14 protein-coding genes are annotated in these 18,621 nt (G+C 73.4%); 10 read left to right on the top strand and 4 right to left on the bottom strand.

Annotated features, from left to right (window positions below):
• Nucleotides 1–48 precede the first annotated feature (48 nt).
• The 5 genes from hrpB to J1M41_RS08585 all read left to right on the top strand — a co-directional run bounded on the left by hrpB (nt 49) and on the right by J1M41_RS08585 (nt 7,316).
• Entirely contained in the window at nt 49–2,730 is a 2,682-nt protein-coding gene (gene hrpB / locus J1M41_RS08605; RefSeq protein WP_206451569.1) for an ATP-dependent helicase HrpB, read from the top strand.
• Between the two features lie 86 nt (nt 2,731–2,816).
• Nucleotides 2,817–4,121: an extracellular solute-binding protein gene (locus J1M41_RS08600; protein ID WP_144826109.1), complete on the top strand. Its 1,305-nt coding sequence runs from the start codon at nt 2,817–2,819 to the stop codon at nt 4,119–4,121.
• Entirely contained in the window at nt 4,118–5,089 is a 972-nt protein-coding gene (locus J1M41_RS08595; protein ID WP_041102962.1) for a carbohydrate ABC transporter permease, read from the top strand. The genes J1M41_RS08600 and J1M41_RS08595 overlap by 4 nt, the downstream gene beginning before the upstream one ends.
• Nucleotides 5,086–5,988, top strand: a complete 903-nt coding sequence (locus J1M41_RS08590; RefSeq protein WP_080695955.1) for a carbohydrate ABC transporter permease — start codon at nt 5,086–5,088, stop codon at nt 5,986–5,988. The genes J1M41_RS08595 and J1M41_RS08590 overlap by 4 nt, the downstream gene beginning before the upstream one ends.
• 35 nt (nt 5,989–6,023) lie before the next feature.
• The gene (locus J1M41_RS08585) at nt 6,024–7,316 is read left to right on the top strand and encodes an ABC transporter ATP-binding protein (protein ID WP_041102958.1); all 1,293 of its coding nucleotides are present in this window, start codon (nt 6,024–6,026) and stop codon (nt 7,314–7,316) included.
• A 28-nt stretch (nt 7,317–7,344) separates the two neighbouring features.
• On the opposite strand, the gene J1M41_RS08580 is transcribed toward J1M41_RS08585, so the two are convergent.
• The 3 genes from J1M41_RS08580 to J1M41_RS08570 are packed head-to-tail and all read right to left on the bottom strand — an operon-like array spanning nt 7,345 to nt 9,856.
• A complete protein-coding gene (locus J1M41_RS08580) occupies nt 7,345–8,349 on the bottom strand; it encodes a D-isomer specific 2-hydroxyacid dehydrogenase family protein (RefSeq protein ID WP_206451568.1) in 1,005 nt (334 codons plus the stop codon).
• Nucleotides 8,350–8,373: 24 nt separating this feature from the next.
• Nucleotides 8,374–8,895, bottom strand: coding sequence for a gamma carbonic anhydrase family protein (locus J1M41_RS08575; protein WP_036314590.1), 522 nt, complete (start codon nt 8,893–8,895; stop codon nt 8,374–8,376).
• A 55-nt stretch (nt 8,896–8,950) separates the two neighbouring features.
• Entirely contained in the window at nt 8,951–9,856 is a 906-nt protein-coding gene (locus tag J1M41_RS08570; RefSeq protein ID WP_206451567.1) for a formyltetrahydrofolate deformylase, read from the bottom strand.
• Nucleotides 9,857–10,035: 179 nt separating this feature from the next.
• On the opposite strand from J1M41_RS08570, the gene J1M41_RS08565 reads away from it, so the two are divergent.
• A complete protein-coding gene (locus J1M41_RS08565) occupies nt 10,036–11,592 on the top strand; it encodes a hypothetical protein (RefSeq protein WP_206451566.1) in 1,557 nt (518 codons plus the stop codon).
• A 105-nt stretch (nt 11,593–11,697) separates the two neighbouring features.
• On the opposite strand, the gene J1M41_RS08560 is transcribed toward J1M41_RS08565, so the two are convergent.
• The gene (locus J1M41_RS08560; RefSeq protein ID WP_119217521.1) at nt 11,698–13,212 is read right to left on the bottom strand and encodes a catalase; all 1,515 of its coding nucleotides are present in this window, start codon (nt 13,210–13,212) and stop codon (nt 11,698–11,700) included.
• A 227-nt stretch (nt 13,213–13,439) separates the two neighbouring features.
• On the opposite strand from J1M41_RS08560, the gene glyA reads away from it, so the two are divergent.
• The 4 genes from glyA to J1M41_RS12325 all read left to right on the top strand — a co-directional run bounded on the left by glyA (nt 13,440) and on the right by J1M41_RS12325 (nt 18,616).
• On the top strand, nt 13,440–14,720 hold the full coding sequence (gene glyA / locus J1M41_RS08555) for a serine hydroxymethyltransferase (RefSeq protein ID WP_010079361.1): 1,281 nt from the start codon (nt 13,440–13,442) through the stop codon (nt 14,718–14,720).
• 7 nt (nt 14,721–14,727) lie between these two features.
• Nucleotides 14,728–15,639 carry a bifunctional methylenetetrahydrofolate dehydrogenase/methenyltetrahydrofolate cyclohydrolase gene (locus tag J1M41_RS08550; RefSeq protein WP_206451565.1) on the top strand — a complete coding sequence of 304 codons (912 nt, stop codon included), beginning with the start codon at nt 14,728–14,730 and terminating at the stop codon, nt 15,637–15,639.
• Between the two features lie 97 nt (nt 15,640–15,736).
• The gene (locus J1M41_RS08545; RefSeq protein WP_206451564.1) at nt 15,737–16,723 is read left to right on the top strand and encodes an ABC transporter ATP-binding protein; all 987 of its coding nucleotides are present in this window, start codon (nt 15,737–15,739) and stop codon (nt 16,721–16,723) included.
• A gap of 3 nt (nt 16,724–16,726) precedes the next feature.
• Nucleotides 16,727–18,616: an ABC transporter permease gene (locus tag J1M41_RS12325; RefSeq protein ID WP_102708605.1), complete on the top strand. Its 1,890-nt coding sequence runs from the start codon at nt 16,727–16,729 to the stop codon at nt 18,614–18,616.
• Nucleotides 18,617–18,621 lie beyond the last annotated feature (5 nt).

Raw genomic sequence — 18,621 nt, 5'->3', positions numbered from 1 at the left:
TGGGGCGGCCCCGGGACAGCGCGACGGAGGCGGGCACAATGGGTCCCGATGCCCACCCCCGTCGATCCCGTCTCCGTCCCCGCCTGCCTCTCCGCCGCTCTGGGCCGCCTCAGCACCGGCCTGACGTTCGCCGCCGCCCTGCCCGAGCTCGAAGACGCACTGGACGCGCGCGGGGCGGCCGTCGTCGAGGCGCCCCCGGGCACGGGCAAGACCACCGTGGTCCCGCCCGCGCTCGCGGTCCGGCTCGCGGACCACGGCGGTGGGCGCGTCCTGGTCACGCAGCCGCGGCGCGTCGCGGTGCGCGCGGCGTGGCGGCGGCTGCGCACGGCGGTGCTGGCCGCCGCGGCCGACGCGCAGCCCGGCGCCGACCCCGACGCGCAGGCTCGGCTCGGGGACGCCGCCGTCGGGTACGCCGTGCGCGGCGACGCGGCGGGCGGCGGGGCCTCGGCCGTCGAGTTCGTGACCCCGGGCCTGCTGCTGCGCCGCCTCTTGGCCGACCCCGGGCTCGACGGCGTGGGCGCGGTGGTCCTGGACGAGGTCCACGAGCGGGACCTGGACACGGATGTGCTCTTCGCCCTCCTCGCCGACCTGCGGCAGCTCCGTCCCGAACTCGTGCTCGTGGCCATGTCCGCCACCGTGGACGCGGCGGCCCTGGCCGCCCGCTGGGCCCGCGGCATGGGGGAGGAGGCGCCCCTGCCCGTGGTCTCCACCCCGGCCGTGCTGCACCCGCTGCGCGAGGAGCACGCCCCCTTCCGCGGCCACCGCCTCACCGCCGAGGGCCGCGTGGACCGGGCCTTCCTCGACCACGTCGCGGCCACGGCCGTGCGCGCCCACGCCGAGGCGCTCGAGGCCGACCCGACCGTGGATGCCCTCGTCTTCGTGCCCGGCGTGGCCGAGGTCGAGACCGTCGCGGGGCGCGTCGCCGCGCTCGCCCCGGACACCGAGGTCCGCGTCCTGCACGGCCGCCAGGAACCCGCCGACCAGGACGCCGCGCTCGCCGGCCGCGCCGACCCCGCCGTGCCGCGCGTCGTCGTCGCGACGGCGGTCGCCGAGTCCTCGCTGACCGTGCCGGGGGTGCGCCTCGTCGTCGACTCGGGCCTGGCTCGAGAGCCGCGCCGGGACCGGGGGCGCGGCATGGCCGGGCTCGTCACCGTCCAGGCCTCGCGCGCGGCCGCCGGCCAGCGCGCGGGCCGCGCCGCCCGCCTCGGCCCCGGCACCGTGGTCCGCTGCCACACCGCTGCAGCCCTGGGCACCGCGCCCGCAGCCCCGACGCCGGCCCTCGCCGTCGTCGACCTCGCGCCGGTGGCCCTGGCGTTCGCGGCGTGGGGCGCCCCGGGCGGCCACGGGTTGACCCTGCCCGAGGACCCGCCGGCCGACGCGATGGCCGCCGCCGAGCGCACGCTCGCCTCCCTCGACGCGGTGGACGCGGACGGGCGCATCACCCCGCACGGCGCCGTCCTGGCCGAGCTGCCCCTGGACCCGCCCCTCGGCCACGCCCTCCTGCGCGCGGCACCGTGGACGGGGCCCCGCCCCGCGGCCGAGGCGACGGCGGCCCTCGCCCTGGACCTGCGCGCCCCCGGGGCCGACCTCGAGGCGCTGGTCGCGGCCGTGCGGGACCGCCGGCACCCGGAGGCCGGGCGCTGGCGCCGGGAGGCGGACCGACTGGAACGACTCGCCCGTCGGCACGCGCACCACGCCCCGGACGAGCCCGGGCCCGAGGTGGCGGCGACCGCGCGGCGGCACCCCGCCGGCCTCGTGGCCGCCCTGGCCTTCCCCGCGTGGATCGCCCGACGCGCGGGGGAGGCGGGCGCGTACCTGCTCGCCTCCGGCACCCGCGCGGCCCTGCCCCGCGACGCCGTCGGCGGCGGCCTGGCGGGGCAGGAGTGGCTGGCCGTGGCCGAGGTCGCCCGCGTGGCCGGGGACGCGGCCGGCACGGGTGCCGTGATCCGCGCGGCCGCGCCGATCGACCGGCCGATCGTCGAGCTCGCCGGCGCGGGCCTGCGGCGCACCGAGGACACCGCCGACTGGCGTGGGGACCGGCTCACCGGCCGCCGCGTGGACCGGCTGGGCGCGCTCGTGCTGGCGCAGACGCCGGCCCCCGTCGCCCCGGCCGCCGCCTCGCAGGCCGTGCGCGCCGCACTCGCCGCGGACGGCCTCGCCCGGTTCGACCCGAGCGGTCGGGCCGAACGCCTGCGCCGCCGGGTGCACCTGCTCCACCGCGTCCTCGGCGCCCCGTGGCCGGACCTCTCGGATGCGGCGCTGCCCGGCCTGGACGCGCTGGTCGGCGGGCTCGCGGCCGACCTGGCCGCCGGGCGGTCCCTCGCGCACGTGGACGCCGAGGCGCTGCTGCGCGGTGCCCTGCCCTGGCCGGAGGCGGGCCGGCTGGACGAGCTCGCCCCCGAGCGCCTGCCCGTGCCGAGCGGGCGCGCCGTCGTCGTGGACTATCCGGCCGTCCACGAGGACACCCCGCCCGTGGTCGCCGCCAAGCTGCAGGAGTTCTTCGGGGCGCGTGTCACCCCCGCTGTCGCGGACGGTCGTGAGCCGGTGGTCCTGCACCTGCTCTCCCCGGCAGGTCGCCCGCTCGCCGTGACCGCCGACCTGCCCTCCTTCTGGGCCGGCCCCTACGCGCAGGTCCGCGCTGAGAACCGGGGGCGCTACCCCAAGCACCCGTGGCCCGAGGATCCCGCCGCCGCGGAGCCGACCGCCCGGACGAACCGCCGCGCCCGCTGAGAAAGGGGTCCGCGAAACGTGCAGGAATCGCTGTGATGCGTGATGATGGCCGTCACATCCGACTCGCATCGATTGAGGTTCCACTTGTGAGACACGACACGCGGGCACGTCAACGGCGCCGGGCCACGCTGGCCGGCGCCGTCGCCGCGGGCGCGCTGATCCTGGCCGGGTGTGCTCCGGCCGAGCAGACGCCCACCCTGACCTGGTACACCAACCCCGACGACGGCGGGCAGGCGAAGATCGCCGCCCAGTGCACCGACGCCGCGAACGGCCGGTACAGAGTCGAGACGTCCATGCTTCCGACGGACGCCGCCTCCCAGCGCGAGCAGCTGACCCGCCGCCTCGCCGCGGGCGATACGTCGATGGACATCATGTCCCTCGACCCGCCGTTCGTCCCCGAGCTCGCCGAGCCCGGCTTCCTGGCCCCCGTGCCGGAGGAGATGCAGGCCTACGCGAAGGACAACGCCCTGGAGGGCGCGCTCGCGGCCGCCAGCTGGAAGGACGAGCTCGTCACGGTCCCGTTCTGGGCCAACACGCAGCTGCTCTGGTACCGCAAGTCGGTCGCCGAGGCCGCGGGGCTGGACATGTCCCAGCCCGTCACGTGGGACCAGCTGATCGAGGCCGCCCGCAGCCAGGACAAGGACCTGGCCGTCCAGGGCGCCCGTGCGGAGTCCATGACCGTGTGGCTCAACGCGCTCATCGAGGGCGGCGGGGAGCAGATCGTCCCCAACGCCGAGGCGCCCACGGACGAGGTCACCACGAACCTCGACTCCGAGGCCGGCCGCACGGCCGCCCGGATCATCTCCACGATCGGCAAGGAGGGTCTCGGCAGCGCCGGCCTGCCGACGCAGGACGAGAACGCCTCCATGCTGCTCTTCCAGGGCAAGAACGGCTCGTTCATGGTCAACTGGCCGTTCGTCTGGCCGGCCACCCTCGGCTCCGTGGAGGAGGGCTCGCTGCCGGAGGACCTGCCCGAGGACATCGGCTGGGCCGTCTACCCCCGCACCGTCGAGGGCAAGGACGCCGCGCCGCCCGTGGGCGGCATCAACCTGGGGGTGGGCGCGAAGTCCGAGCACCAGGACCTCGCCTGGGACGCGATCTCCTGCATCACCACCACCGAGCACCAGAGCCAGTACTTCGTCGAGAACGGCAACCCGCCCGCCGACCCGGCGGCCTACGACGCCCCCGAGGTCGCCGAGAAGTACCCCATGGCGGACACCATCCGGGAGTCCCTCGAGCTCGGCGCCCCGCGTCCGCAGACCCCGTACTACAACGAGGTCTCCACCGCGATCCAGCAGCGCTACGCGCCGCCGTCGGGCGTCACCGAGTCCACCCCGGCCGAGACCGACGACTTCATCCAGGAAGTCCTGAGAGGGGAGCGTCTGCTGTGAGCCACGTCGACACCGCACCCGCCGCATCCACCCCGCGCGCCGCCGAGGGGCGCCGCCCCCGCCGGGTGAAGTCCCAGCGCGCGAAGTCCGAGGCGCGTCTCGGCTGGCTCCTGGCCGGCCCCGCGTTCTTCGTGATGCTGTTCGTGGTCCTGTACCCGATCCTGCAGGCCCTCTACGACTCGCTGTTCAAGTACCGGCTCACCGCGCCGGGCGACCGCGAGTTCGTGGGCCTGGGCAACTACGGCGTGATCCTCACGGACCCCGTGTTCTGGAAGGGCCTCGGGGTGACCTTGCTGATCACCGTGGTGACCGTGGTGGTCGAGCTCATCCTCGGCTTCCTGCTGGCCCTGGCCATGCACCACGCCATCAAGCAGACCCGCGGCCTGATCCGCACGATCATCCTGGTGCCGTACGGCATCATCACCGTGGTCTCCGCGTTCGCGTGGTTCTACATGTTCTCGATCGACTCGGGCTACATCAACGCCTGGTTCGAGTGGCTGCCGGGCGTCGACGCGGACCTGAACTGGTTCGCGCAGGGCAGCACCGCGCTGTTCGTGATCATGCTCTCCGAGATCTGGAAGACCACCCCGTTCATCTCCCTGCTCCTGCTGGCCGGCCTGGCCCAGGTGCCGGGCGACCTCACCGAGGCCGCCTCCGTCGACGGCGCCTCGTGGTGGCAGCGGATGAAGCTGGTCATCCTGCCGAACATGAAGGCCTCGATCATGGTGGCCGTCCTGTTCCGCGCGATGGACGCGTTCCGCATCTTCGACTCCATCTACATCATGACCAACGGCGCCTACGGCACCGAGGTCCTCTCGCTGCTGGCCTACCGCACGTCCATCGGCCGGCTCGAGATCGGCATGGGTTCGGCGGTCTCCGTGATCCTGTTCCTGTGCGTGGCCCTCATGGCGGTCATCGCCGTCAAGGGCTTCAAGGTGGACCTGGCCGACCGAGGAGGTTCCAAGTGAGCACCGCCGCATCCGCTCCCGCCCCCGAGGGCCGCGCGCCTGAGGGCCGCGCGCCCCACCGTCGCGGCACCGGGAAGGCCACCGCACTGTGGTGGATCCTCACCGTCGTGATCGGCGTGTGGTGCCTCTTCCCGCTGTTCTCGATCTTCGCGACCAGCTTCAAGACGCCCGCCGACCTCGCCAACGGCAAGCTGCTGCCCACCCAGTGGTCCACGGTGAACTACGAGGAGATCTTCGTGGGCGGCTCGCGCGAGCTGTTCCTCACGGCGCTGCGCAACTCGATCGGCATCACCGTGATCGCCACGATCATCGCCGTCATCCTGGCCACGCTGTGCGCCTACGCGATCGCCCGCCTGGACTTCCCGGGCAAGCGGATCGTGCTCACGGTGTCCCTGATGGTCTCGATGTTCCCCGTCATCTCCCTGGTGACGCCGCTGTTCAACATGTGGCGCACCCTCGGGCTGTACGACACGTGGGTCGGCCTGATCATTCCCTACCTGTCCCTGACCCTGCCGATCTCCATCTGGACCCTGGCCGCGTTCTTCCGCCAGATCCCGTGGGAGCTCGACCAGGCCGCGCAGGTGGACGGCGCCACCCCGCTCGAGGCGTTCCGCAAGGTGATCGTCCCGCTGGCCGCCCCCGGCGTCTTCACGACGGCGATCATCGCCTTCTTCATCGCCTGGAACGACTTCGTGTTCGGCATCTCCCTGACCTCCACCGAGACCGCGCGCACCGTGCCCGCCGCCCTGGCCTTCTTCACCGGCGCCTCGCAGTTCGAGTCGCCGACCGGGGCCATCTCGGCGGCCGCGATCATCGTGACCATCCCGATCGTGATCCTGGTGCTGGCGTTCCAGCGTCAGATCGTGGCCGGCCTGACCAACGGCGCGGTGAAGGGCTGAGGCCCGCACACGAGACCTCCTGAAAGGACCCCCCGATGGCCTCCATCACCCTGAACCACATCGACAAGACCTACGACGACGGCTTCCACGCCATCAAGGACGTGAACCTGGAGATCGAGGACGGCGAGTTCGTCATCCTCGTGGGCCCCTCCGGCTCCGGCAAGTCCACGCTGCTGCGCATGATCGTGGGCCTCGAGGACATCACCGACGGCGAGATGCTGATCGACGGCCGCCGCGTGAACGAGGCGGCCCCCAAGGACCGCAACCTCGCGATGGTGTTCCAGAACTACGCGCTGTACCCGCACCTGACGGTGTACGAGAACATCGCCTTCCCGCTGCGGCTGATCAAGGACAACAAGCCCTCCGAGGAGGAGATCGACCGCAAGGTGCGCGACGCCGCCCGCGTGCTCGAGCTCGAGGACCACCTCGAGCGCAAGCCCGGCAACCTCTCCGGCGGCCAGCGTCAGCGTGTGGCCATGGGCCGGGCGATCGTGCGCGAGGCGGACGCGTTCCTCTTCGACGAGCCGCTGTCCAACCTGGACGCCAAGCTGCGCGGGCAGATGCGCGCGGAGATCTCGCAGCTGCAGCGCCGCCTGGCCACGACCTCCGTCTACGTGACGCACGACCAGACCGAGGCCATGACCCTGGGCGACCGGGTGGCCGTGCTCAAGAAGGGCGAGCTGCAGCAGGTGGCCAGCCCGCGCGAGCTCTACGAGCAGCCGCTCAACCTGTTCGTGGCCGGCTTCATCGGCTCGCCGTCGATGAACTTCCTGCCCGCCTCGCTGAAGCAGAAGGAGGGCGGCCACGTGCTGTCCTCGCCGATCGGTGACATCCCGGTGCCGCCCGAGAAGGCCCGCGCCGCCGAGGGGCGGGACATCGTGTTCCTCGGCCTGCGGCCGGAGTTCTTCGAGGACGCCGAGCTGGTGGAGGACAGCCGCCGCGACCGGGGCTCCACCTTCGACGCGACGCTCACGCACCTGGAGTGGCTGGGCCACGAGCAGTACGGCTACATCGAGTTCGAGCCGGACCCGGCCGTGGCCGAGATGCTCTCCGCGCTGGCCAAGGACCTGGATGCGGATGAGCTGCGCCCCGTCGTCGTGGCCACCCTCTCCGGCGAGTCCCGCGCCCGGCCGGGCACGCCGACCCGCCTGTGGGTGGACACCACGCGGGTGCACCTGTTCGACCCGACGACCGGTGAGAACCTCACCCGCGACCCGGAGGTCGGCGCCGAGCTGACCCGCCGGGCCGGCGAGGAGCGCCGCCGCCAGATCGAGATGGCGGCCGAGCGTGACGCCGCCGAGCACGAGGCGGACGCGCCGCGCCGCTGAGCCGGCGCCGCGGGACGCCGGGGGCGGGTCAGTATCCGCCCTCGGCGTCCACCAGGCCCTCCAGCTCCGTCCCGGCCGCGCGGGCCCGCAGGTTCCGCTCGACCCGCGCGTGGAGCAGCGGGACGCACATCTCCGGGGTGTCCGCCGTGTGCGGCGTGATGAGGGCGCGCTCCTCGGTCCAGAGCGGGTGGCCGTCCGGGAGCGGCTCGGGGTCGGTGACGTCCGTGCCGTAGCCGTGCAGCCGGCCCGCCGCGAGGGCCTGGACGACGGCGTCCGTGTCCACCAGCGCCCCGCGGGCGACGTTCACGAGCACGGCGTCCTCGTCCAGGAGGGCGAGGCGGTCGGCGTCGAACATGCCGCGGGTCTCCTCGGTGGCCGCCGCGGCGATCATCACGACCTGCGCGCCGGGCAGGACCTCGTCGAGGCGGTCGGTCGTGACGGTGCGGTCCGCGCCGGGCACGTCGCCCGCGCGTCGGCGGACCGCGGTGACGTGCACGTCCCAGGTCTTGAGCAGGCGGATGTACTCCTGTGCGATCCCGCCGCCGCCCACGACCACGGCGGTCAGGCCGTTCAGGGTGCGACCGGAGGAGGGGCCCCATGTGGTGGCGCGGACGCGCGCGGGCAGGTCCCGCAGCAGGGCCAGGGTGAGCAGCAGCGCGTGTTCGGCCACCGGCGGCGCGTACGTGCCCTTGGCGGACGTCCACACGATGTCCGGGCGGCTGCGCACGAGGGGGACGAACGGCTCGATCCCGGCGAACGGGAGCTGCACCCAGCTCACGTGGGGGTGGGCGGCCAGGGCCGCGGCGAGCGCATCGACCGGGATCGGGCGGACCATCAGCAGGGCCGTGGCGGAGGTGTCGCCCTCGGCCACGGCGGCGCCGCCGACGTCGGCCACGGCTTGCTCGGCCAGCCGACGGGCGTGGGCGTAGGGGGTGCCGGCGACGTCCTGCGCCGCGGGGAGGACGAGCAGGCGCTCGGGGACGTCGTCGGGTCGGGTGCGGGGGAGAGCGGAAGTGGTGGGCATGGTGCCCACCGTCCCACATCCTCCGGGCCCGCTTCAGCCGGCGACGGCGTCCCGGTGCGCGGCGGACAGCCGCAGGTAGGTGGCCGCGTTCTTCTTGAGGCCCTCCCGCTCCTCGTCCGTGAGGGGGCGGCGGACCTTCGCGGGGACGCCCGCCACGAGCGAGCCGGCCGGGACCTGCGTCCCCTCGAGCACCAGGGCGCCGGCGGCCACGAGCGAACCGGCGCCGATGACCGCGCCGTTCATCACCGTGGCGGACATGCCGATCAGGCAGTCGTCCTCCACGGTGGCCCCGTGCACCACGGCGGAGTGGCCCACGGAGACACCGGCGCCCAGGGTGCACGGGAAGCCCTCGTCCGCGTGCAGCACCACGTTGTCCTGCAGGTTGGTGCCCGCCCCGACGCGGATGGGGGCGGAGTCACCGCGGGCGGAGACGCCGTAGAAGGCCGAGGAGCGCTCGGCCATCTCGACGTCGCCGGTGATCGCGGCGGTCGGGGCGAGGAAGACGGACTCGTGGATGCGCGGGGTGGCACCCGCGACGGTGATGATGTGGGCCATGCCACCAGCCTAGGCGGGCAGGACGACGGCGCCGCGTGGCGCCGTCGTCCCGGGCTCAGCTGAAGACGACGGTCCGCCGGCCGTCCGCGAGGACGCGGTGCTGGGCGTGCCAGCGCACGGCCTGCGCGAGCGTGGAGCCCTCGACGTCGCGGCCGCGGGCCACGAAGTCGGCGGCGGTCTGGGCGTGGGTCACCGGCTGCACGGACTGCGCGATGATCGGGCCCTCGTCCAGGTCGGCGGTCACGTAGTGGGCGGTGGCGCCGATGAGCTTCACGCCGCGTTCGTGCGCCTGGTGGTAGGGGCGGGCGCCCTTGAAGGAGGGCAGGAACGAGTGGTGGATGTTGATGGCCATCCCGGCCAGGTCCCGGCACAGCTCGTCCGAGAGGATCTGCATGTAGCGGGCCAGGACCACCAGCTCGATGTCGAACTGGGCGATCAGGTCGCGCAGCCGGTCCTCCGCGGCCTCCTTGGAGTCCCGGCTCGAGGGGTCCTTGGAGACGGGCACGTGGATGAAGGGCACGCCGTAGAAGGAGGCGAGCGGCTGCAGGTCCAGGTGGTTCGAGACCACCACGGGGATCTCGATGGGCAGGGTGCCGGCGCGCTGCTGGAAGAGCAGGTCGTTGAGGGTGTGCCCGTCCTTGGAGCACATCACGAGGGTGCGCATGCGGTGCGCCGCGTCCCACAGGCCCATGCGCATGCCGAACTCCTCGCGCACCGGCACGAGCGCCTGGTCGATGTCCTCCCGCGTGGCCGGGGTCACGAACTCCACGCGCATGAAGAAGTCGCCGGTGTCCGGGGAGTCGTACTGCTGCGACTCGGTGATGTCCGCCTCCACGCCCAGCAGGGCGCCCGTCACGGCGTGCACGATGCCCTTGCGGTTCGTGCAGGCCAGCGTGAGCACGCGGGCGTGCTCCGCGCCGGAGGCGGGGGAGGGGCTGGGGGAGAGGGCTGCCGTGTCCATGGCGTCGATGGTAGGCGGTGCCGGCCGCGCGGAACCGCGGGATGACGGGGCTGATCCCTGGTCGGGGGGCCGGGCCCCGTGTCATCCTCAAGACCAGGTTCCCCGCCGCGCGGCGGCGCGGGAAGCACGACGCGGCGCCCGGCCCGGCCGGTCGCCCCAGACGACCGAGGAGCACCCCCATGCCACAGTCCACCCTCTACTGGATCATCGCGGCGATCATCGTCGTGCTGCTGATCCTGATCATCCTCTCGGTGATCGCCTCCCGCCGTCGTCGCGAGGCCGAGGCCGAGGCCGCCGAGACCCGGCTCGAGCGTCGGGGTGTCACCGCGGACACCGCGGGTGAGCAGGCGGCCGCCCCCGCGGCCCCGACCCGCCTCTCCCGCCTGGACGAGGTGGTGGCAGAGAAGGACGCGCGCCCCGCAGCCGCGGTGAAGCCCGCCGGGGGTATGGCTGCGTTCGACACCGCCGCGGCGGACCGCGAGACCGACGAGTCCGTCGCCGGCGTGGCCGGCGGGGCGGGGGTGACCGTGGACCAGCACGACGCCCCGAGCACCGAGGCCGCCGCTGAGACCCACCGTCGCGATGCCGCGGTTCCGGCCACCCGGGGCACTCTGCGCCCCGCCGCGGCGGCGCCGAGCACGGCGCGCGAGACGGACACCGTGGGCCTGGGCGCGGCCGGTGTGGCCGGCGGCTCCGGCGTCACCCTGGACGAGCAGACGCCCGCGGCCGACGTCCCGGCGACCCCGGCCTCCCCGTCTCCGGTGACCGAGACCCCCGCCCCGGCGGCACCGGCCGCCGAGGCTCCGCAGCACAGAAGCCACCTCACCCCGGCTCCCGAGCACGTGCACGGGACCGTCCCCGCCGCCGAGGTCGCCACCGAGCACACCCCCACCAAGGAGTTCGCCACGGACGCGATCCCCGTCCCTCAGGGCGAGCACCTCGAGACGCACACGGTCGCCACCACCGCGCACGGCTCGGTCACCGTCGTGGCCACCGAGTCGGACCAGGCCCAGCAGAACGGCGCCGACGGGGCGGAGCGCTCGGCCGCCGGGTCCCTGCGCATCGACGGCACGCCCGGGGTGCCCGGTCGCGTGGCGGAGGCGGACCGCGAGCCGGCGCGCACCGATGACCACGGCGCGGACGTCGCGCAGCCGGCGGCGGTCGAGCCCGCGGCTGAGCGCCCGTCCCTCGAGGCCGCGGCCGAGCGCCCGTCCCTCGAGGCCACCCCGGCCACCCGACGGGCCGAGGCCCCGGAGACCCACGCCGGCACCACGCCGGCCACGCCCCTGGGCGGCGCCCCGGAGCTGGATCCGACCGCGGCCTCGTCCGGCCGTGCGGAGGACGCCACTCCGGCGACCCGCCGCGAGGCCCGCGCCGCGCAGTCGGCGGCAGCCGCCGGGACCGCCGCGCCGACGTCGTCGACGCCCACGACCGTGGCCCCGGACACCTCCACCTCCTCCGCCCCCACGGATGAGGAGCCCGCCGAGGACGACACCGAGGGCGCCGCCCTCCCGGACCTGCGGGCGGACCGCGACGAGACCCGAGCCTCGGACGCCGAGGGTGAGTCGAAGCTGGCCCAGGTCGGCGCCGTGGCGGCCTCCGCGTTCGAGACCGTGCGTGACAAGGTCGCCGTCCCGCTGCGGGACAACGTGGCCGTGCCCGCCAAGGACACGGTCGTGAAGGTGGTCAAGGACAAGCTGTCCCAGGCGCAGGAGCGCCGCTGGGGCAAGCGCTGACCGGAACAACCGCCCCACGACGACGGCGGCCGCCCCCTCGTGTGAGGGAGCGGCCGCCGCGCGTTCAGCGGAGCCCGCGCGGGCGCCCGCCGGGGGAAGGAGCCGTCAGATGCGGGCCTCGCCGCCGGCCTCGACGCCCGGGATGCCGTCGCCCTCGTGGCGCTTGACCTCGTCCTCGATGCGCTGGCCGATCGTGGCGTCCACGTTCTTCCAGTACTCGAAGGCGCGGGCCTGGACGTCCTGGCGGACGCCCTTCAGCGCGCCGGCCACGGTCTCCACGAAGTCCTCGCGCTCCTGGGCCGAGAAGACCTCGCGGACGAGGGTGCCGGCCTGACCGAAGTCGTCGTCGTCCGCGCGCAGGGCCTGGGCCTCGCGGGTCAGGGTGCCGTCGGCCTCCCAGCCGTCGTCCACCGGGCCGGTCTCGTCCGACCAGGAGTCGCCGTTGGAGTTCGGCGCGTAGGTGGAGCGGTCGCCGGTGTGGTCGTACCACATCTGGCCGTCGAAGGCGTAGTTGTGCACCGCGTTCTTGGGACGGTTCACCGGCAGCTGGTTCACGTGGGCGCCCACGCGGTACAGCTGGGCGTCGTGGTACGCGAAGGCGCGGCCCAGGAGCATGCGGTCCGGGGAGAGGCCGATGCCCGGCACGGTGTTGCTCGGGCTGAACGCGGCGGACTCGATCTGCGCGAAGTGGTTCTCCGGGTTGCGGTTCAGGGTCAGCGTGCCGACCTTGATGCGCGGGTAGTCCTTCTTGGAGATCGTCTTCGTCAGGTCGAAGGGGTTGAACCGGTAGGTCTTGCCCTCCTCGTAGGGGATCGCCTGGATGTAGAGGTCCCACTTGGGGTGGTCGCCCTTGGCGATGGACTCGAACAGGTCCTGGCGGTGGAAGTCGGCGTTCTCGCCGGCGATCTTGGTGGCCTCGTCGTTCGAGAGGCTGTGCACGCCCTGCTGGGAGATGAAGTGGTACTTCACCCAGTGCTTCTCGCCCTGGGCGTTGACCCACAGGTAGGTGTGGGAGCCGTAGCCGTTCATCTCACGCCAGGTGCGGGGCAGGCCGCGCGGGCCCATCAGGTAGGTCACCTGGTGCGCCGACTCGGGGTTGTTGGTCCAGAAGTCCCACTGCATGGTGGCATCGCGCAGGCCGGAGTCCGGCAGACGCTTCTGCGAGCGGATGAAGTGGGTGAACTTCATCGGGTCGCGCAGGAAGAAGATCGGGGTGTTGTTGCCGACGATGTCGTAGTTGCCCTCCTCGCTGTAGAAGCGCAGCGCGAAGCCGCGCACGTCGCGCCAGGTGTCCGGGGAGCCGAGCTCGCCGGCCACGGTGGAGAAGCGCAGGAGGGTCTCGGTCTTCGTGCCCGGCTGGAACACGAGGGCCTTGGTGTACTTCGACACGTCCTCGGTCACCTCGAACTCGCCGAAGGCGCCGGAGCCCTTGGCGTGCGGGCGGCGCTCCGGGATGTTCATGCGGTTGAAGTGCTGGTGGGTCTCCAGCAGGTGGGTGTCGTGCAGGACGATGGGCCCCTCGCTGCCCACGGTCAGGGACTGGCGGTCGCTGACGGCCGGGGCGCCGTTCTGGCGGGTGGAACCGGTCGCGTGCGGGGTCTTCTTCTGGTACTCCGTCATGGAACTCTCCTTCGTCGATCGACGTCGGCCGCGCACCGATCGGCGCGGTGGGCGGCGTCACCCCCGATCTTGGCATATTTCTGAATCAGTCAAAAGAACCGGGTGCCGGGGTCGGTCGCCGGGGCCGCGGGCCGCCGTCGCGCAGGCCCGACGACGGCGCCTGGTCACTAGGATGGAGGGCACCGGAGCCTTCCGGCCGCACAGACCCCCGTTCGAAGGGAACCCCCGTGACGCAGACGCCCGACATCAACACCCAGCCCCTCGCCGAGGTGGACCCGGAGATCGCCGCGGCGCTCGCGGACGAGCTCGGCCGCCAGCGGGGCACGCTCGAGATGATCGCCTCGGAGAACTTCGTGCCGCGCGCCATCCTCGAGACGCAGGGCTCGGTGCTGACCAACAAGTACGCGGAGGGCTACCCGGGCCGCCGCTACTACGGCGGCTGCGAGTTCGTGGACGTGGCCGAGAACCTGGCCATCCAGCGCGCCAAGGACCTGTTCGGCGCCGAGCACGCCAACGTCCAGCCGCACGCCGGCGCCCAGGCCAACGTGGCCGTGATGACCTCGCTGCTGGACCACGGGGACACGATGATGGGCCTGTCCCTGGCGCACGGCGGCCACCTGACGCACGGCATGAAGCTGAACTTCTCCGGCAAGAACTACAGCATCGCCGCGTACGAGGTGGAGCCGGACACCCACCGCATCGACATGGACAAGGTGCGCGAGAAGGCCCTCGAGGCCCGGCCGAAGGTGATCGTGGCCGGCTGGTCCGCCTACCCCCGTCAGCTCGACTTCGCCGCCTTCCGCTCGATCGCGGACGAGGTCGGCGCCCGGCTCTGGGTGGACATGGCCCACTTCGCCGGCCTCGTGGCCGCCGGCCTGCACCCGAACCCGGTGCCGCACGCCGACGTCGTCTCCTCCACCGTGCACAAGACCCTCGCCGGCCCCCGTTCGGGCTTCATCCTCTCCACCGAGGAGCTGAAGAAGAAGATCGACTCCGCCGTGTTCCCGGGCCAGCAGGGCGGCCCGCTGATGCACGCGATCGCGGGCAAGGCCGTGGCCTTCAAGATCGCCGGCTCCGCGGACTTCAAGGAGAAGCAGGAGCGCACCCTGGCCGGCGCGCAGATCCTGGCCGAGCGCCTGACCGCCCCGGACATGGCCGAGCACGGCATCTCGGTGCTCACCGGCGGCACGGACGTGCACCTGGTCCTGGTGGACCTGCGCGAGTCCCAGCTGGACGGCAGGCAGGGCGAGGACATCCTGCACGAGGTCGGCATCACGGTGAACCGCAACTCGGTGCCGTGGGACCCGCGTCCGCCGATGACCACCTCCGGCCTGCGCATCGGCACCCCCGCGCTGGCCTCCCGCGGCTTCGGCGAGGCCGAGTTCCGCGAGGTGTCCGACGTCATCGCCGAGGCGCTGAAGCCGAGCCCGGACGTGGAGGCGCTGCGCGCCCGCGTCGTGAAGCTCACCGAGGACTTCCCGCTGTACGACGGCCTCGAGGGCTGGTGAGCCGCCGATGACCGCGAAGGTCCTGGACGGCAAGGCCACCGCCGCCGCGATCAAGGAGGAGCTGCGCGGCCGCGTGGCCGCCCTCGCCGAGCGCGGGCACACCCCCGGCCTCGGCACCCTGCTCGTCGGTGAGGACGCCGGCTCGCAGAAGTACGTGGCGGGCAAGCACCGCGACTGCGCCGAGGTGGGCATCGAGTCCATCCAGCGTGAGCTGCCCGCGGACGCGACGGAGGAGCAGATCCTCGACGTCGTGCGCGAGCTGAACGAGGACCCGGCCTGCACGGGCTACATCGTCCAGCTGCCGCTGCCGAAGCACGTGGACACCCAGAAGGTGCTCGAGGCCATCGACCCGGACAAGGACGCGGACGGCCTGCACCCCATGAACCTGGGGCGGCTCGTGGCCTCGGTCGGCGGCGAGCTGGACTCGCCGCTGCCGTGCACCCCGGCCGGCTGCGTCGAGCTGCTGCGCCACCACGGTGTGGGGCTGGCCGGCAAGCACGTGCTCGTGATCGGCCGCGGCGTGACCATCGGCCGGCCCGCCGGCCTCGTGCTCACCCGCCGCGAGGTCAACGCCACCGTGACCCTGGCCCACACCGGCACCACGAACCTCGACGAGCTGCTGGCGAGCGCCGACGTCGTGATCGCCGCCGCCGGCTCCGCCCACATGGTGAAGCCGGAGCAGGTCAAGGAGGGCGTGATCGTCCTGGACGTGGGCGTCTCGCGCGTGACCGGCCAGGACGGGAAGTCCCGCGTCCTGGGCGATGTGGACCCGGCCGTGAAGGAGAAGGCGGCCTGGATGGCGCCGAACCCGGGCGGCGTCGGGCCGATGACCCGCGTCATGCTGCTGGCGAACGTCGTCGAGGCCGCCGAGCGCGCCGCCGAGGACGACGGCCGCGCCGGGGAGCGGGCCGGAGCCTGACCTCTCCCACTCCCGCGACGAACCCTGCGAATCGCAGGGTTCGCCGCCGAGGGGGCGGCACGCGTCCGGGCGGGCGGTGCGCCTATGCTGTCGGCTTGTGAGCCCCACCACTCTGCACGCGTCCCCCGGCCCCTCCTCCGTCATCCGTGCCCGTGGGCTGCGCAAGCAGTACGGCGAGTTCCACGCCGTGAAGGGCATCGACCTGGACGTGCGCCCCGGCGAGTGCTTCGGCCTGCTCGGCCCCAACGGCGCGGGCAAGTCCACCACCATGCGCATGCTCGCGGGCACCTCGCAGCGCACCGCGGGCGAGCTGACCATCCTGGGCATCGACCCGGAGGAGGACGGACCGGCCGTCCGCGCGCGCCTGGGCGTGGTGCCCCAGCAGGACAACCTGGACGAGGAGCTCACCGCCCGGGAGAACATCCTGATCTACGGCCGCTACTTCGGCCTGCCCTACTCGTACCTGCGGCCCAAGGCCGAGGAGCTGCTGGCCTTCGCCCAGCTCACCGAGAAGGCGGACGCCAAGGTCACCGACCTCTCCGGCGGCATGAAGCGCCGGCTCGTGATCGCCCGCGCCCTGGTCAACGAGCCGGCCCTCTTCCTCCTCGACGAGCCCACCACGGGCCTGGACCCGCAGGCCCGCCACATCCTGTGGGACCGCCTCTACCGGCTCAAGGAACGCGGCACCACGCTGCTGTTGACCACGCACCACATGGACGAGGCGGAGCAGCTGTGCGACCGGCTCGTCGTGGTCGACGGCGGCGAGATCATGGCCGCCGGCACCCCCGCCGAGCTCATCCGCGAGCACGCCTCCCGCGAGGTCCTCGAGGCGCGCTTCGGCGCGGACCGCAACGAGGCCGCAGCCCGCACCGTCCAGGCCCACGCGGGTGACGGCGTCGTGCACCGCGTCGAGGTCCTCCCGGACCGCGTCCTCGTCTACGCCCGACGCGCGGACGACCTGCACGACGTCGTGCAGCGCCTCGTCGACGAGGGCGCCCTGCCCGCCCCCGCCACCACGCTGACCCGCCGCGCGAGCCTCGAGGACGTGTTCCTCATCCTCACCGGCCGCACCCTGGTGGACTGACCCGTGCCGTCCCCCACCACGACGACGACCCCCGGCCCCGCCTCGCCCGCCGAGCCGCTGCGCCCGCCGGTCACCGCGGCGGCGTCCGTGGAGCGTGTGAGGCGCCGCGGCGTCCTGCTCTACGCCGAGCACCAGCTGCGGAACATGCGTCGCTACGGCGCGGTGCTGCTCGTCGGGGCGCTCGGCGAGCCCGTGCTCTACCTGCTGGCCATGGGCCTGGGCCTGGCCCAGCTCATGGGCGGGGGGATGCCGCAGGACGCCCTGGGCGGGGTCTCCTACGTCGCGTTCATCGCCCCGGCGCTGCTGGCCTCGGGCGCGCTGATGACCGCGTCCGTCGAGTTCTCCTACCCGGTGATGGGCGGGTTCCAGTGGCAGCGCACGTACTACGCGGCGCAGGCCACTCCGCTGTCTCCGGCGCAGATCGCCCTGGGCCACCTCGCGGCCGTGAGCCTGCGGTTCGTGTTCCAGGCTGCCGTGTTCCTGCTGGTGATGCTGGCGTTCGGCGTGGTCTCCAGCCCGTGGGCGTGGGTGCAGGTCCTCACCGCCACGCTCGGCGGACTCGCCGTCGGCGCGCCGATCATGGCGTTCGCGGCCTCCCTGAAGGAGGACAAGGGCCAGTTCGCCACCCTGCAGCGGCTCGTGGTCATGCCCCTGTTCCTGTTCTCCGCCACCTTCTACCCGCTCGAGGCGCTGCCGGTGTGGCTGCGCTGGATCGGCTGGCTCTCCCCGCAGTGGCACGCCGCCCAGCTCGGCCGCGTGCTCTCCTACCGGATGGTCGAGCCGGCCTGGCTCACCGTGGTGCACGTGGCGTTCCTGCTGGCTCTCGCGCTCGGCGGGGCCTGGCTCGCGGTGCGGATCTACACGCGCCGCCTCGGCTGGGTCCGAGGCACCCCGGACCGCGGCGCCGTCACGGCCGCCCGTCGGGACCGTGCCCCGCGCCTGGGCCGCCGTGCCCCGCGCCTGGGCAGCCGTGCCGCGCGCACCGGGGCCGCCCGCGCCGACGTCGCACCCGCCGCCGCGCAGGCGGACCCGGCCGCGCCGTCGTCGTCGGTGGTGCGGGAACACGCCGTCGCCGTGCCGCCCATGCCCGAGATCCCCGTGCGCCGCGGGCCGCTGGCCGGCGCGTACTCGGGCAACGTGCGCGCGGTGATGGAGCGGGCGTTCCTCTCCCTGAAGTCCAACAACTGGGTGGTGTTCTTCTCCGGGTTCTTCGAGCCCGTGCTCTACCTGGCCTCCCTGGGACTGGGTCTCGGTGCGCTGGTCGGCGACGTGGCCGGCCCGGACGGCACCCCCGTCCCGTACGGCATGTACCTCGCCCCCGCACTGCTGGCGGTCTCGGCGATGAACGGCGCCATCTACGACTCCACGTGGAACGTGTTCTTCAAGCTGCGCTACGCGAAGACGTACCAGACCATGCTCTCCACGCGGCTGGGCCCGCTGGACGTGGCGCTCGGGGAGATCGCGATGGCGCTGCTGCGCGGGCTGATCTACGCGGTCGGCTTCCTGATCGTCATGACCGTGGCCGGGCTCGTCACCTCGTGGACGGCGCTGCTCATGATCCCCGGCGCCCTGCTCGTGGCGCTGGGCTTCGCCTCCCTCGGCATGGCGGTGACGAGCTGGATGAAGACGTTCCAGCACATGGACTGGGTCCAGATCGTGCTGATGCCCATGTTCCTGTTCTCGGCCACGTTCTTCCCGCTCGCGGTCTACCCGGAGCCGATCCAGTGGGTGATCCGCGTGTTCCCGCTGTGGCACGCCGTGGAGATGATGCGCGCCCTCGCGGTGGGCGTGCTGAGCTGGGCGACCGCCGGCCACGTCCTCTACTTCGTGGTGATGGCCGGCGTCGGGGTGTGGCTCGCCGCCCGCCGGCTCGGCGCGCTGTTCCTGCGCTGAGGCCC

Source organism: Micrococcus sp. KRD096 (genome assembly GCF_017168495.1).
GTDB classification, from domain to species: Bacteria; Actinomycetota; Actinomycetes; order Actinomycetales; family Micrococcaceae; genus Micrococcus; species Micrococcus luteus.
This window is presented reverse-complemented; position numbering and strand designations above follow the sequence as displayed.

What these genes read in the sequence shown, in the direction of transcription:
- hrpB (WP_206451569.1), top strand. Translation starts at nt 49, where the DNA reads ATGCCCACCCCCGTCGATCCCGTCTCCGTCCCCGCCTGCCTCTCCGCC.
- J1M41_RS08585 (WP_041102958.1), top strand. Translation starts at nt 6,024, where the DNA reads ATGGCCTCCATCACCCTGAACCACATCGACAAGACCTACGACGACGGC.
- J1M41_RS08575 (WP_036314590.1), bottom strand. Translation starts at nt 8,895, where the DNA reads ATGGCCCACATCATCACCGTCGCGGGTGCCACCCCGCGCATCCACGAG.
- J1M41_RS08570 (WP_206451567.1), bottom strand. Translation starts at nt 9,856, where the DNA reads ATGGACACGGCAGCCCTCTCCCCCAGCCCCTCCCCCGCCTCCGGCGCG.
- J1M41_RS08565 (WP_206451566.1), top strand. Translation starts at nt 10,036, where the DNA reads ATGCCACAGTCCACCCTCTACTGGATCATCGCGGCGATCATCGTCGTG.
- J1M41_RS08560 (WP_119217521.1), bottom strand. Translation starts at nt 13,212, where the DNA reads ATGACGGAGTACCAGAAGAAGACCCCGCACGCGACCGGTTCCACCCGC.
- J1M41_RS08550 (WP_206451565.1), top strand. Translation starts at nt 14,728, where the DNA reads ATGACCGCGAAGGTCCTGGACGGCAAGGCCACCGCCGCCGCGATCAAG.